This is a genomic window from Stygiolobus caldivivus (assembly GCF_019704315.1).
In the GTDB taxonomy this organism is placed as follows: Archaea; Thermoproteota; Thermoprotei_A; order Sulfolobales; family Sulfolobaceae; genus Stygiolobus; species Stygiolobus caldivivus.
Genome location: NZ_AP024597.1, coordinates 2,879,534 through 2,894,462 on the forward strand (window position 1 = coordinate 2,879,534; position 14,929 = coordinate 2,894,462).

Here is a 14,929-nt window from a genome sequence, read left to right on the forward strand (position 1 = left end):
ACAAGGTATATTTTATACTTGGCTAGAATTAAAAGAACAAGGTCTTTTCCTTACTTGTCAGAAGCTTCGACGTGATTTTAGAAAGGGTCTCTTGTCCTTCATGCTCCGATCGAGTATAACCTAATTTTTATATACTCAGATATAACTGAATTATTTATGTGGAGTAAAATGATAGAGAGTGTACTATCTAAGTACTTCACTGTGTATACTCAGAAGGACATATTAGAAAAATATTCAATGGATTATGGATCCCTTTCACCTATACTATCGTCACTGAGGAAAATACCAAAAGCGGTAATAAAAATTAAAGAAGAAGAAGAAATAAAGATCCTAATGGATCTAGTTAATGAGTATAATTTTCCTGTTATACCTAGGGGAAACGGTACAAATACATTAGGAGAGGCAATTCCGCTTAACGAAAACTCCGTAATAGTCGATATGTCAGAACTGAAAGGTTTCGAGGATAAAGTGACTTCAATAATAGTCCGACCAGGAACAGAATTTAATGAAATAGGCATAGAAAAATTACCAGTAGTCCCTACAAGCTTTAATATGGCTACAATAGGTGGATATGTTGCAGGAGGGTCCCTTGGGTTTGGCTCGCTCAAATATGGTGCGATATGGGATAATGTTAGACAAGTTGTAGTGTACACACCTAAAGGTAGATATACCTTAGAAGGTGAAGACACATACAGTGTAGTGCAAGCAGCTGGAACTACCGGCATAATATCTCAGATAAAAATAGCTGCTCTCAACAGACCTAGACGAATAAGCGTAATTAGGGCCGGTTTTAACACTCTAAGGAAGGCTATAGATAAAGCGTTAGACCTTCTGGAGGTGGCGGAGTTTATAAGCATAAGGAACAAGGCTATGGCTAGTATCATAGAGCCTTACCATAAGTGGGATAAATGGAATTTGATTTATGGGATAAATGACCCTGATGAAGAGGAAGATCTCCCATTCAAGGATATAGTGACCACGTTTGCCGGTGCGTATTTTACAGTCGTTAATAGGACAAAAGTAAATTATGCGTCTATGGATATAAGTTTAGATGAGCTGGAAAAAATAGACGATGTAAAGTGCCTTATTGACGCTGAACTAGCTAAAAGTAGAGGAAAGTACTTCTCTCACACGTATTTTTTGGGATATACATCTTTACCTAACTTGAAATCTAGTAAATTTGACCTTCACTCTTTCAGGGTTAATGATAGGGTAGAACCAGATAGATTAAAGAAGATGGTAAGTTTTAAGAGAGTAGTGGATCCTGAGGACTTGTTAAACCCTGGTAAATTGGTGATGAATACGTGATTATAAAGAATGCCGTTAACGAGAATGGTGAGAAAATAAATATTATAATAGATGAAGGATCAGGGATTATTAATAAGGTCGTTAAGGGAGATTATAATGATAATCATGACGATAACGTTCTCGATCTGGGAGGTAGATTTATCTCACCGGGACTTGTTGACTCCCATGCACACATAGACAGTAATTTTTTATTAGACGTATGTAAGGAGGTAGATACCCCTAAATTCACTGAAGCGCTAAGGTCATTAATAGAATGTAAGGAAAATTTAACAGAGGATGAAATATATAGATTAGCTAAGAAATCAATGGATTATTATATAATGCATGGGACTCTTTTTATACGTAGTCATGTAATGATAGACGGCAGGAAATGGAGGGAAAGAGTTAAGTCCCTAATCAGGTTAAGAGAGGAATTTAAAGATAAAGTCTACTTACAAATAATAGGGTTTGTCCAGAGCTATGATTATTTTGACACAGACCAAGAGGAGAGGGTGATCAAAAGCATTGAAATGGGAATAGATGGGATAGGCGGTCAACCCCATTTACAGCCCTCTCGGGAGGACGGAATATACATGATCAAAAGGTTGTTTGATATAGCAGAGCAATACAATATGATCCTAGATTTTCACGCTGATTATGCTGATGAGCCAGATTTAAAATTCTCAGAGGTAGTAGTATCAGAGGCTATAAAGAGAAAATTATACGGTAAGGTTTCGTTGAGTCACCTAATAGCTATGCATTCGTATTATGAGGACTATGCCCACAGGCTGATGAGGTGGATAAAGAACGCAGATATAAACATTATTATATCCCCTATAACTGAGATGCAAGGTTCTGGTGCGCATGAAAATTATCCAAAAAGAAGAGGGATACCCAGAGTTAGAGATTTATTAGAAGAGAAAATTAATGTGTCTTTAGGTCACGATGATATACAAAACCATCTAAATCCTATAGGTGATGGTGATTTACTGAAGGCATCTTTTGCCCTAATGATAGGAGATTATATGTTCTTCACTAGGTATTTTAAACAGATCCTTCAGATGATGACCTATAATGGAGCTAAGAGTTTACGAATCGAAAATTATGGTCTAGAGGAAGGGAAAAAGGCCAATTTAGTTATCTTTAACACCAAGAACCTGAAAGATACCCTGATACAGATACCTTCAGAACGAATGGTAATAGCTAATGGCAAGGTCATATTTAACAGTTTAAAGTCCGTAACTGTTTAATCTCTTTTTCAAGAATGGCCTTTTTATTCTGGCTTGTGTTAGTTCACTAATATTAATGTCTGCGTATACTATCCCCTCTTCCTTTCCTAGCCTACTTATTATTTCTCCCAGAGGGTTCACTACTAAAGTATCTCCGAAGTACTCCTCTTTCTGGGAAGGGTATTCTTTTCCAATTCTGTTTATTCCAGCTATATACGCGGTATTGAACACGGCATGTGCTTGTAATTCTAATTCCCATATTTCCTTAAACGCTGCCACAGACGGGATAAACACTATTTGGGCTCCTTTAACTACTTCGCTCCTGACAGTTTCAGGAAAGTGCCTATCATGGCAAATTACTACACCTATGGTAATATCCCCTAACTTAAACACGGGAAAACCCAAGTCTCCTACTTTAAAGAAATAATATTCGTTAAACCATTCTTCTTGCGGTAGGTGAGTTTTTCTATATTTTCCAACTATTTCTCCCTTGTCGTTTATTACAAAAGCGGTATTGTAAAAGAATGAGTTATCTACCTCAAATATTGGAACAATTAGATTAATTTGCCTTTCTTTAGCAACCTCTCTAAATGTAGATATGGTTTCTCCATTTTCATCTTCAGCCCAGCTAAAATATTTTGGGTTCTGTTCAAACGGAAAGTAGATCGTGTTACTAAGTTCATCTAATGATATTATTTTAGCACCGTTATCTGCAGCTTTATGGACAAGTTCTACTTGCCTTTCCACATTATCTTTCTTATCCCAGCTCATATACGTTTGAATAGCTGCTATTCGCATAACTAAATACTCCCTTATCCTAGTTATTAACTGTTTTCATTTATTTAATCAAATAAATAAGGTCTCACTGTTTAATGTAAACCTTTTACTGAGATGCGTAAAGGTCTTTTGCTAAATGTTTAAATAGTATTGTCTAAAAGTAAAAAGATCAAATGCGTTGGAACCTAACATATGTAGACGATATTATGGGCAATTATGAGTATGTGAGTTTTGTAAGGTCTAGATATGAGCACGCTAAGTTCGACATATCAGGCAGAGCATTGACATATGATGACTTGAAAGAATTCAAAATACCGTATTTATATGATAGAAGTCAGTTAAGACTTCCCGAAATATCGTTACTTCCTAAGGTTAAGGCATTATACAAGTTTCAGCCCCTTGCTGTCGTAATCGGAAAGGATCCTTATGAGGCTGAAGACTTAGTGGAAGACATAGAAGTTAGTTATACTCCGGTCTCCGGACCCCTATATGAGGAAATACCAGATAATATAATCTACAAAGAAGGGGTAAAGGGAGAAGTAGATAGTAAGAACGTTATAACTCTTACGTTAAATTTCGATAGAAATTCCCAATACCCATTAGAGAGTAGAATAGTCGCGGTCAGGTTTACTGGAGACGATGTTGTTCTTCATATATCTACCCAAATACCTACAGTAGTCAAGCTCCTTGTGGCTGAAATGCTAGAGATTCCTCAACACAATATAATTGTAGATACTCCCAGAGTAGGTGGGGGCTTCGGGGCAAAACAAGACCTAATATTAGAAGAGCTGAGTGTTATCGCTTTAGCATATAAACTAAGAAAGAACCTTAAGTGGATAGAAAAAAGAGCGGAAAGCGTTATGACTTCTCAAGCTAGAGGACAGAAACACGAGGTTAAGGTAGGGTTTAACGATAACGGGAAAGTAGAAGCAGTTTATGATAAAATAACTTATGATGTGGGGGCATATTTATTGCCATGGACGGGTATATCACCTCTATTTGTAACATTAGCTACCATAAGGGCAGTATATGAGTATCAGTTTTACTATGAGGCCACAGCTTTGTTGAGCAATAGACCGCCTCAGGGTGCATACAGGGGCTTCGGTAGGCCAGAGGCAGTATTTGTAACTGAAAGGATTATGGATGAAGTCGCTAGATATCTTAAGAAAGACCCACTCGATATAAGAGAGGTCAACTTAAAGGAGCCATCGGGAGATGTTGGTGATATAAAAACTGTTTTCGGTAAGTTAAGGCAGAAATATGTTGAGTTAAAAGAGAAATATAAGAAAGGCGTAGGAGTAAGTTTTTATATACAATACGCCGCTCCAAACTCTGAAATAATGATCAAACACGAGAAATCGCTGGTACCAGGTTATGAATGTGTTAGGGCAATCCTTGATACCGATGGATGGATAGAAATCGAGATAACTGCTACGGATCAAGGTCAGATGATGGATAAGGCAATAAGAAACTTGGTAATAAGGGAATTAGGATACGATAAGGTAAGAGTAAGGTTAGCAGTTACTAACCTTAAGGGTTCGGGAGTATGGGCAAGCAGAACGATGCTTACAATGGGTAATGCAGCCTTATTAGCTATAAGAAAACTAAAGGATATAGCGAAGGCTATTGATCCTGAACTTAACTGGGAAAAACTAGGTTTAAAAATGCGAAGTCAGCCTTGGTTAGTTAAGGACATATCTAGCGTAGCTTGTTATGAGCCGTCAGAATTCGTAGGCACCGTTAGCGGTCAAATTAGCGTAGTCACTGTGGATGACTTTTCGCGGATTAAACCCCTATATCATTATATTATCGCTGATGTTGGAGAAGTAGGTGATGCAAACAATGTCATAGGTCAATTAATAGGAGGTGCACTGCAAGGAATTAGCGGCTCGCTTTATGAGAATATACAAGACGAGTACTCTTATCTTATAGCTAAAGCAAATGAGTCTCCTATTTTTGAGGTCGATTTGCTTCATGCTCCGTCTAGAACGCCAAGCGGAGTTAGGGGAGTTGGAGAAAACGGGCCAACCGGTGCATATGCTGCTGTTACAAATGCAATAAACGATCTAGGAATAAAATGTAATAAAATCCCTATAAACCTTGAAGGTGAATAGGAGTGATTATACGAAATGCAAAGGTTATTACTTCACAGGGGATTATAGATACTGACATTAAAATAGCTAACGGAAAAATACAAGAAATTAGGAAAAATATAGTGAATATAGGTGAAGACGCATTAGACCTTTCTGGGTATTTTTTGCTTCCGAGTGTCGTGGACGGGCATACTCACTTTAACTCTCGGTACCTAGGAGCTAGAGATATCATACCCACAGCGGATGACTATAAGAGTGGGAGCGAAGTAGCCCTAGCTGGAGGGATAACATCTTTTATCAACTTCATTGATCCAATGAAAGACCCCGTAGAGTCTGTTAAAGAAGAAATTGAAAAAGCTAGGCAACAGTCCATGGCTGATTTTTCTTTTCATCTTATAGTTAAAAGAGGCGAGCACGTAAAGTATCTTGATGAAGTTTTTAGGTTAGGTGTAAAGAGCGTAAAAGTGTTTACAGCGTATAAGGGTTCAATGCAACTTGATGACGAGAATATTTTCAAAGTAATGAAAAAAGTAAAACAGCTTAATGGGGTTGTGGCAGTCCATGCAGAGAACGGTGATGTAATAGATGAGCTCCAAGAGGAATACGGGAGGAGGCCTGAAGCAATATACCACGCGTTGACCAGACCGCCGGAAGTTGAAGAAGAGACCGTTTATAGGGTGGCTACAATGGCTTACCTTACTAAAGCTAAAGTATACATTGTCCACACTTCGTCTCCGAACTCAGTTAAAATCGTTAGTGAATGGAGGAAAAGAGGAGCAGAAATTTATTCTGAAACATGCCCGCATTACCTAGTCTTTGACGAAAGCTACTATGAAAGACCGGACGGTAAGAGGTTTATAATGTCTCCTCCCCTAAGGAGTAAAGAGCTTAGGGCGGAGCTTATAAGTAATTTAGACATGGTAAGCACATTAGGTAGTGACTATGCAGGGTATATGTCGCAATATAAGGATAAAGCATTAAGTTACTTAGAAGTCCCTAATGGTGTAGCGTCAACAGAGTTCCTAGTGCCTACGATAATGACCATGATGTTCAAGAATTATATAACTCCCCAAAAGGTAGCAGAGATAACTTCAGAGAACCAAGTCAGACTTTACAACCTTAAGGATAAAGGATTTAGGGTCGGGGGAGACGCCGATTTTGCGGTAGTTAAGAGAGAGACATGGAAGGTTAAGGACTGGCACGGTAAAATGGATCACTCTATCTATGAAGGAATAGAGTTTGATGCAAAGGTAGTGAAGACGTTTTTAAGGGGTGATTTAGTCTTCGAGGAAGATCTAAAAGGTGGTAAAGGAGTGATGTTAGCAAGATGACAATCATAAAAAATACCTCAGGGTTTAGTGGGGTCATTACAATAAATGACGGAGAAAATATTGTGATCGATGCAGAGGGTAGACTAGCTGTCCCTTCTTTTTATGATATGCATGTTCACTTAGAAAACGCATTAACATTAAAGTACACTGGTGAAAATGAGTCTGGGACTCTTACAGAAGCAGTAGAAAAATGGGCTAAAGTAAGAGATACACTCAGTAAGGAAGATATAAAAGTTATAATGAAAAAGGCTATAATAGTAGAACTTTATAACGGAGTAACTCATATCCGTACCCATGCTGATACGTGTTCAAAAAACTTAAACTCAGTCAAAGCAGCGTTAGAAGTTAAAGAAGAAATGAGAAAGTACGTTGACTTACAAGTGGTAGCTTTTCCTGAACAAGGTGTTTTTAACTGCAACCCTGAGGAATTTATAAGGGCTATTCAAATAAGCGACATTATAGGAGGAAAACCTGACGGCGAAGATAGTGAGGACTTGGGAAAAGAGCAATTGAGGCTTATAGCCGAATACTCACTAAAGACTGGTAAACCTATCGACGTACACATAGATCAAGGTGACGAGTTAACGAGGTTCACTGAATATTTGTTATCCTTAAAACAAACCCACGTTGCCCTTTCTCACCTTACAGCACTTCACTCTGCTTCTAATGAATATTCAAATAGAATTCTCGGTTTGATAAAGAAAAAGAACGCATCGGTAATAAGTTCACCCTTAACTACAGTATACCTTAACGCAAGGTATGATAGTTATCCCAAAAGGAGGGGGGTTACCAGAATAAGAGAGATGTTAAAGAGAGGGATTAACGTTTGTCTAGGTCATGACGATTTTCAAAATCCGTTCTTCCCTTTAGGGTTTGGTGATATAATTCAAGCATTGTATCTTGGAATATTACTGGAGCAAATTGACCCTGTGGATGAGGTAATTAGTTTGATAACCGTTAATTCCGAAAGGGAATTTTCTTATGCCACTAAACCGTCTACAGATGATCTAGTAATTCTTGACGCGAAAAGTATAAGAGAACAACTATCTACTTTAGCTAGTAGATTTATGGTCATAAGAAATAATAAGGTAATTGCAAAAACGAATAAGAGTGGCGAGGTAATATTAGACGGAAATAAATTCAATCCGTATTCTTTAATCTAATATATAGAACGGAGTTTCCCGGATTATTTTAGCAATAATCTGGGTATTGGTTCTTTCAATTTCAGGCATGCTCATAAGTTTTTCGAGATACTTATTCATCATTTCGTCCCTGTTCCTAAATCTCGCAAGTACGATGAAATCGTTATCTCCTAACACGAAATATACTCCCCAAACTCCGGGTAATTGAGCTATTTTCTGACCTAAGATCTCATGGTAATCTTTACCATACTTAGCTTTAACCAATGTTACTACTAGGTAATCTAGATTTAAAGACGAAGGATCTATATAAGCATGATAGCCTCTTATTACACCCGATTTTTCAAGTCTCTTTATTCTATAAGCAACTGTAGATTTAGGAGCCCTTACTTCCTCGGCTATTTTCTCTAGCGGGTATTTAGCGTCATCTTGGAGTATTTTCAGGATTTTAAGATCTACCTCATCAAGCTGCATGATTATATCTCATACAATTATCCTTTTTAAAGTATTGTATAAAAAACAATATTTCCCTTCTTTCTAGTTATTGTGTCTTAATTTCCTCTTGTTTCCTTGGATAAAATGTAGTAATAGTAGGCCCTATTTTATCTTCGATTATACTACCTAGAAATAGCGCTGCTTGTAAGACACCTTTAAAATACTCTTTCAAATCGTTATTTTTAGCGTATATCGCTCCTTCTAACGTAGCAACAGAGTTAATAACAGCCTCATCACCAAAGCTCCTTAGGTCTTCCCTTAGGACGTCCAAGTTGTCCTTTAAGTAGGTAAAAACGTCCTTATTTATGCCAAGGACTTTAGGGAGTTCGTTAACGTCCTTTCCGCACTCTAGCGCAATTAGCCCCATTCTGGCCGTATTTTCAATCCTCTCTAAGTACCTACCTGCCCACCAAATCTTATATGCAGTGCTCTTTGTTATCAAACCCTTTTCACCCCCACTGTAAGTTTTTTCAACCATCCCCTCCCCTTACTCACGAAAGTACCGACAATAGGAGACGCGTCATAATAATCCCTTCCTATAGCGAATTTAATATATTTTATTTCACTGTAAAACCTTTTTCTGGTAGGGTCAATAGGCACCCACCCGTTTGGAGTCTTAACCTCTATCCACGCATGTGTAGTCCTGGGGTTATCATGAACGACCCCCATTACGTATCTGGCTGGAAAACCCATTGCACGCAAGATCCCTATAGTTATCTGTGCTATATCTTGGCAGACACCTAGTCCGATTTCAAAGCTCTTATGTGCTGGAGTATCAACGTTAGTGACCCCTTCTCTATACTTGACCTTGCCGTTAACAAAAGAAACAACTTTATGTAATACTTCATCTAGAGTCTTTGACCCATTATATATTTTATCAGCTATAGGCTTAAAATATTCAACGTTTATTAACTTAGTGGAATCGGTAAACATAGGTTCGTGTACAATACACGGCAACTCACAGTCTATAAAGTCTAAGACTTTAACTCTAACCTTACTAGTGCTCCGTATAACCATTGAATAATGGGGTTCTATGATTTTTACTCTGTACACACTATTACCCAGTATGTCCCTATATTTAGTTACGTATCCTGCAGGTTCTGTTTCGACTTTTTCTTCTATAACGACTTGGTTATCACCGTCATAAGGGACTACCTTTAAAGTATTATCATTTGTGGTGACTACGTCCTCGTATTCATATCTAGCTTCATAGAACACTTCATAATTCACAATATCCATACCGGCTTCACCAGACCCCCAGAAGAATTATTTGTAATCCTACTTCCAAAGGGCGCTACTCTACTAAGGACTGAGGTTGACGTTTCACCATTGAACATAAATACTCTAATGTCAGCATATGTCTGATAAAAATTGTCGTCAATAGCTGATACGACAGTGTCGAAATCAAGGGTCTCTTGGACCATAAACTCCTCTGGGTAATTCCTCGCTTCTTTTAGTACCCTTATCCTTTCCTCTAAAGGTAGGTCTTTTAAAACATAAGTCCCCGACCCCCCGTATCCCTCTCTACGTTTAATAACGAATTTTTCTATCTCTTTTTCAAAGTGTTCTTCAGTAGCCTCTAAGGGCAAAGAAAAAGGTTGTCTGATCACTTCTTTTATCCCCAAAAAGTCCATTATCTTAGGCATAAAGCAGAAAGTTATCTTATCGTCTGCTATCCCCGTCCCGGGGGCGTTCACAATATTCACTCGCCCCCTGAGGTACGCGTTCATGAGCCCCGGAGTAAGTATATCGAGGTCTTCTATTCTCCTATAAATTACATCAACATGGACCTCACCCTCATCTACAGTCTTAACTACGACTTCGCCGTCCTTGACTTTAATATCAGATGGTTCAGCTAAAATAATTTCCAAGTTATCTGAGTAAAATTTGTGTTCAAAATATGCGGAGTTATAAGTACCCTCTGTTAAAATGACTATTACCGGGTCCCTTGTGTCGGAAGCTTTTTCTAGTGTAGTCCTCAGTTTTCTTAGCCCATCACCTGTGCTCCCTTTTATCGAATAAATATCGTTAAACACTCTGTTCGTAAGTTCTACAGACTTAATTGCATAGCTCATACCAGAAGGTATCCTTACGTTATCCTCGAGTATGTAAGGTATTCCTTGTACCTTTACTAAGTCCTCTCCGAATATGTATACATAGGTCCCTTTGGGCGGGTCAAACCCCATCATTTCGGGTCTAAAATACACTGAGGATTTTATAATTTCCTCTGGTACTACTACTTTATCGCCGTGGTACCATGAATAGAGGAACTTGTTTATAGCCATGCCCCTCCTTTTTAACCCGTCTGATATTAGGCTGAACTCGTCTTGAGTAAGTACTCTAGGGAGTGGATCGACTTTTATACTCCTGTAGTAGTAGGAAGTATAAAACGTAAACCCTTCCCTATACGCTAGTTCGTTAACCAGCTTAACATACTTGAAATAGTCTTTAGAATTTTCCACATCAGAAATAATTTGTTTATATCTTTCATCATAATACTCCACAAACGCTGACGAGTTAATTTTTTTAAAAGATATCACAATTTTAATTTCTATTTTCTGGTTTATAAGCTTGAACGATGCACTTTACTTGAAGCGATAAAAATTGATCATTTGTCAAGGTGGTTCTTGGGAGTATAGCAAAAAGAACGGCTATGTAGTTTAAAAAATTACGTAAAACAAATGATAAAAGGAAGGGCTAAGGTGAACAATTTGTAGTAAGAAAGCTATTACCGTTGAAAAATAACATTTATATATGACCATTTAAATAATGTATTAGCATGGGGTTATTTAAGAAGAAGAACCCAGACGGCGTAGATAGTAAGACGCAGTATAAGATATTGTATACATCAGATGTACACGGGTCAGAGGTGACTTTTAAGAAATTCCTGAACGCCGGAAAAATGTTTAAAGTAGACGCTTTAATAATCGGTGGGGACGTAGCGGGAAAAGCCTTAATACCTATAGTAGAATTAGGAAATGGAAAGTATGATGTACAAGGGACGGAGGTCGGGAGGGAAGGGTTAGAAACACTAAAGCAGAAAATAAAGAACGAAGGAAATTATTATGTTATAGTAGATAAGAAGGGTTATGACGAGCTTAACAACGATAAAAGGAAAGTAGACGAGGCTTTTAAGACCGCAATGATAGAGAGGCTAAGAGAATGGGTAAAAATAGCCGAAGAGAGATATAAAGGGACGAACATTCCTATTTACGTTAACCTAGGTAATGATGACCCGTTATATTTGTTTGATATTCTTGACGAGGGCACTGTTACAAAGAAGACTGAAGGGTTTATAATACCTCTTGGTAAATATGAGATGATATCCTTCGGGTATGTTAACCCTACGCCCTGGAATACTCCAAGAGAAATGAGTGAGGAAGAGCTGTACTCTAATATGGTAAAAATGATCGAGAAAGTCTCTAATCCTAACCTAGCAATATTCAACTTCCATGCACCTCCTTACGGCACTAACCTAGATAATGCTCCATTGCTGGATAAAACGTTAAAACCTGTCGTTAGGGGTGGTGAAATAGTCATGACCCATGTGGGCTCAAAAGCTGTACGAAAGACCATTGAAGAATTTAAGCCCCTAATGGGTATACACGGCCATATTCATGAGTCAAGGGGGTTTGATAGAGTTGCTGGTACCTTAGTATTGAACCCAGGTAGTGAATATAGTTCAGGTATATTTCATGGTGTTTACATAGTCTTAGAAGGGGAAAAGGTTAAGACTCATCAATTTATTACCGGTTAATCCTTTGATTTTTTACACTTCTTGGACTTTCATAGGTGGTTTAGACTAAAATTCTATCGTATGTTTTTACTAATTAGATATGTGCTATTATATACTTTAATGATTAAGAGTTGGAACTCTCCAGTGTTTAACATAAAATTAAGTATAAGTATTCATACAAGTATTAAGGTAATACACTCTGCTGCCACGATTTTTCAATAAATGCTACACGAGTATAGCTCTGGTATTATAGCTCCACCGAAACATATTTAGTTTATGTTGTCCTATATAGATTACATTATCTATATATACTATATGTACCACACATTTATTATACTGAAAAACTAAGTATATTTGTTATATAAATATGCAATCCTTCCTTGGAGTTGAATATATATTAGAAAAAAACTTAATACCTAAAATAAAGCCTTATTTTTCAAATATTGTAATAAAAATTGATGGCACTGGGTTTGGAAATAAACAAATTAAAAACTTCTCAAAACCATATTGTAGCCCTCACGATAGTCCTATACTAGATACAATTCCTATTACTGGAGTCAACTTAAACGACGTGACTTGTGGAATGCCCACAACCGGTCCGTATGGTACCAGGGCTAAGGACAATAAAAGAATAGGTAATGCCACATATACCACATTATATGCTGGCTAAAGGCCCTTACGGGAAATAATCATGGTTGAGGAAGCTATTATTCAACTTACTGGGGGGATAGATTCCACAGTATTAGCGTATTATCTTAAAGATAAGTACGCACTGCACGGGGCTTTCCTATATTATGGTTACCCTCCCCAGACGAGAGAATTAGAATTAGTTAAAGAGTTGTCTAAAAAGCTCGAGATCCCCCTAAAGGTCATCGACTTTTCTTCTTATGTTAAGTCTTTCGGTCTACCTCCAATAGATACTATACAATACAAGATTAAGTACCAGTTCGTGGTAGAAATCCTCGCACCTTTTTCTGCTTATCCCGACCTAAATACGATGTTTGTGGGCTGGCTTAAAGACGAATGGAACAATAAGATGAGTCTTCTGGAAAGAATTGAATCTATTATGGGTTTTAAGGTCATAACACCTTTTCATACGATGGTAAAAAGCGAAGTTATTAAATTGGGTGAGAAATTGGGTGTAGATTTCACAAAAACCCACAGTTGCATTGTGTCCGGAAAAACGCACTGCGGTATATGTATGCCTTGTAGGTCTAGGAGGAGGGCTTTTGAAGAGGCGAAAGTCAAAGACCCTACAGTCTACTACTATAATTTATCTCCTGATGAGGTGGATAAGTTATCGCGTGAACTAAGCCAGGGGGAGTTCATAGAGAGGTATTTCAGACCTTTCTTAGAGTATACCGGAGAATACCCTAAAGAGTTTGTAGATAACTTAGTCAATATTTTAAAAGAATAGGACTGGTCTTGATGAAGAATTATGTCATAACATATAGGTCAATTCTCTCTTTTTTCATAGGTTTCATGAGTTACGCCTTCATAGCCTTAATGAAAATATCAGGGCTAAGTGACTTTCAGATAGGGTTGGTATTAAGTTCTATACAAATATCCCAGTTTATTTCTTATGTCGTTTTAATCGCCCTCTCAGTGAAGAGGCACATCATGGTCTCAGCGGTACTAGAATTGTTTATACCGATAATTTTAATTGTTGATAGGTCCGCTTTCACTTTTGTCCTCTCCGGGGTCCTTATGGGTATAGCCAACTCTATAAATTCTTCAGTTATAATAATTCAGAAAGAGTTTACAAGAAAGGACTATTCAGTGCTGATGGCTTTAACGTACACTCTTAGTTTAGCAGGGTTAGGGATATTCTATTTGAGCGGAATAGTAGGGGTGAGTGTCCTCTTCGCGTTGTTTATCCCTTTACTGTTTTCAAACTTAGTGTTAGCATTGACGCTCAGGTATGAAGAGAAGAGAGAGAGGTTATCTGATATCTATCACTGGCTAAAGGGAGTCGGGAAGTCGGTCTTAGCCTTTGGCTTCTTTACGAGCTTAAGGAGGGTCATCATCGGGAGTTATATACCTTTAATCCTCCTGATAACATTTTCTGTATATACCCCGCAAGAAATAAGTTTATACCTCATGGTGTTCCAAGTCCCTCTAATTATTTTCTTCTATGTAGGCCACAAAATAAGTGAAAAATTATTCATGGTTTTATCTGTGGTGGAGTTTATCCTTTTCTTGGTACTTTCCGTATTTTACCGAGAATCGATATTGTTAGCCTTGTCTTTAATACTTTTGGCTAATATGACTTCGTCCTTGAGGGCCCCAGTCGCTGAAGAGACTGTGATCAAATTATCTAATTTTAGTACAAAAATTTCTTCATTTTACCATTTGATAGACACTATCTTCTCGGCGTTAGCAGCGATCTTACTTGCGTTAATAGTAAAACTGGGCCTGTTTTACGGTATTTTTATAATGGCAGGGTTATCTTCATTCTTGCCGTCTTTGTTTTTATACAAGGTTTTACTACAACGGAAACAGTAAAAATTCTAACTGCCAACTATCTGGTTATAACTCGGCAGACCTTAAAGGGCAAGGTCCTATCGTTGAGGACCAAAAACAACCACGCCAAAGCCCGGAATGCACGGCATAAAGTTAGGAAAAAAGAATAAACGATATCCAAGGGGAAAAGACGTTAAGTATAGTGTTGAGAGATACTGTGGACCGTGGGCGTCAGTATTAAATGTAGCCTCTTTGCCCTTAAAAGTATGACGAGGTATAATTTCACCTCGACCTTTATATTCTAAAGGAGCATAAATATTGTTTAATTTTTATGTTATATAATTATAATTATAGTGCCTTAAATGCTCAATAAGTAACC

Annotated in this window: 14 protein-coding genes; 9 read left to right on the forward strand and 5 right to left on the reverse strand. The window is 37.7% G+C overall.

Going from position 1 to position 14,929, the window contains the following annotated elements:
- The first annotated feature begins 156 nt into the window (after positions 1–156).
- Positions 157–1,308, forward strand: coding sequence for an FAD-binding oxidoreductase (locus tag KN1_RS14245; protein WP_221288432.1), 1,152 nt, complete (start codon positions 157–159; stop codon positions 1,306–1,308).
- Complete coding sequence (locus KN1_RS14250; protein WP_221288434.1) at positions 1,305–2,537, forward strand: amidohydrolase family protein; 1,233 nt, start codon at positions 1,305–1,307, stop codon at positions 2,535–2,537. Before KN1_RS14245 ends, KN1_RS14250 begins: the two co-directional genes overlap by 4 nt.
- On the opposite strand, the gene KN1_RS14255 is transcribed toward KN1_RS14250, so the two are convergent.
- Positions 2,517–3,314, reverse strand: a complete 798-nt coding sequence (locus KN1_RS14255) for a carbon-nitrogen hydrolase family protein (protein ID WP_221288436.1) — start codon at positions 3,312–3,314, stop codon at positions 2,517–2,519. The two genes, KN1_RS14250 and KN1_RS14255, sit on opposite strands and share 21 nt — an antisense overlap.
- A gap of 152 nt (positions 3,315–3,466) precedes the next feature.
- Here KN1_RS14255 and KN1_RS14260 point away from each other — a divergent pair, with 152 nt between their 5' ends.
- The 3 genes from KN1_RS14260 to KN1_RS14270 are packed head-to-tail and all read left to right on the forward strand — an operon-like array spanning position 3,467 to position 7,880.
- Complete coding sequence (locus KN1_RS14260; RefSeq protein ID WP_221288438.1) at positions 3,467–5,407, forward strand: xanthine dehydrogenase family protein molybdopterin-binding subunit; 1,941 nt, start codon at positions 3,467–3,469, stop codon at positions 5,405–5,407.
- A gap of 2 nt (positions 5,408–5,409) precedes the next feature.
- Complete coding sequence (locus tag KN1_RS14265) at positions 5,410–6,717, forward strand: amidohydrolase family protein (protein ID WP_221288440.1); 1,308 nt, start codon at positions 5,410–5,412, stop codon at positions 6,715–6,717.
- On the forward strand, positions 6,714–7,880 hold the full coding sequence (locus tag KN1_RS14270; RefSeq protein WP_221288442.1) for an amidohydrolase family protein: 1,167 nt from the start codon (positions 6,714–6,716) through the stop codon (positions 7,878–7,880). The genes KN1_RS14265 and KN1_RS14270 overlap by 4 nt, the downstream gene beginning before the upstream one ends.
- Here the strand turns inward: KN1_RS14270 and KN1_RS14275 are convergent.
- The 4 genes from KN1_RS14275 to KN1_RS14290 all read right to left on the reverse strand — a co-directional run bounded on the left by KN1_RS14275 (position 7,872) and on the right by KN1_RS14290 (position 10,891).
- Positions 7,872–8,330 (reverse strand): Lrp/AsnC family transcriptional regulator, encoded by a 459-nt coding sequence (locus KN1_RS14275; RefSeq protein WP_221288444.1) that lies wholly within the window; start codon positions 8,328–8,330, stop codon positions 7,872–7,874. The two genes, KN1_RS14270 and KN1_RS14275, sit on opposite strands and share 9 nt — an antisense overlap.
- A 67-nt stretch (positions 8,331–8,397) precedes the next feature.
- Positions 8,398–8,793 carry an alpha-E domain-containing protein gene (locus KN1_RS14280; RefSeq protein WP_221288446.1) on the reverse strand — a complete coding sequence of 132 codons (396 nt, stop codon included), beginning with the start codon at positions 8,791–8,793 and terminating at the stop codon, positions 8,398–8,400.
- Complete coding sequence (locus tag KN1_RS14285; RefSeq protein ID WP_221288448.1) at positions 8,790–9,590, reverse strand: transglutaminase family protein; 801 nt, start codon at positions 9,588–9,590, stop codon at positions 8,790–8,792. Before KN1_RS14285 ends, KN1_RS14280 begins: the two co-directional genes overlap by 4 nt.
- Positions 9,578–10,891, reverse strand: coding sequence for a circularly permuted type 2 ATP-grasp protein (locus KN1_RS14290; protein ID WP_221288450.1), 1,314 nt, complete (start codon positions 10,889–10,891; stop codon positions 9,578–9,580). The genes KN1_RS14285 and KN1_RS14290 overlap by 13 nt, the downstream gene beginning before the upstream one ends.
- A 239-nt stretch (positions 10,892–11,130) precedes the next feature.
- Between KN1_RS14290 and KN1_RS14295 the strand changes: the two genes are divergently transcribed.
- From KN1_RS14295 to KN1_RS14310, 4 genes are all read left to right on the forward strand, one after another.
- The gene (locus tag KN1_RS14295; protein ID WP_221288451.1) at positions 11,131–12,108 is read left to right on the forward strand and encodes a metallophosphoesterase family protein; all 978 of its coding nucleotides are present in this window, start codon (positions 11,131–11,133) and stop codon (positions 12,106–12,108) included.
- A 346-nt stretch (positions 12,109–12,454) separates the two neighbouring features.
- On the forward strand, positions 12,455–12,757 hold the full coding sequence (locus KN1_RS14300) for a hypothetical protein (RefSeq protein ID WP_221288453.1): 303 nt from the start codon (positions 12,455–12,457) through the stop codon (positions 12,755–12,757).
- Between the two features lie 21 nt (positions 12,758–12,778).
- Complete coding sequence (locus KN1_RS14305) at positions 12,779–13,504, forward strand: 7-cyano-7-deazaguanine synthase (protein ID WP_221288455.1); 726 nt, start codon at positions 12,779–12,781, stop codon at positions 13,502–13,504.
- A gap of 11 nt (positions 13,505–13,515) precedes the next feature.
- On the forward strand, positions 13,516–14,592 hold the full coding sequence (locus tag KN1_RS14310; protein WP_221288457.1) for a hypothetical protein: 1,077 nt from the start codon (positions 13,516–13,518) through the stop codon (positions 14,590–14,592).
- Positions 14,593–14,929: the final 337 nt, after the last annotated feature.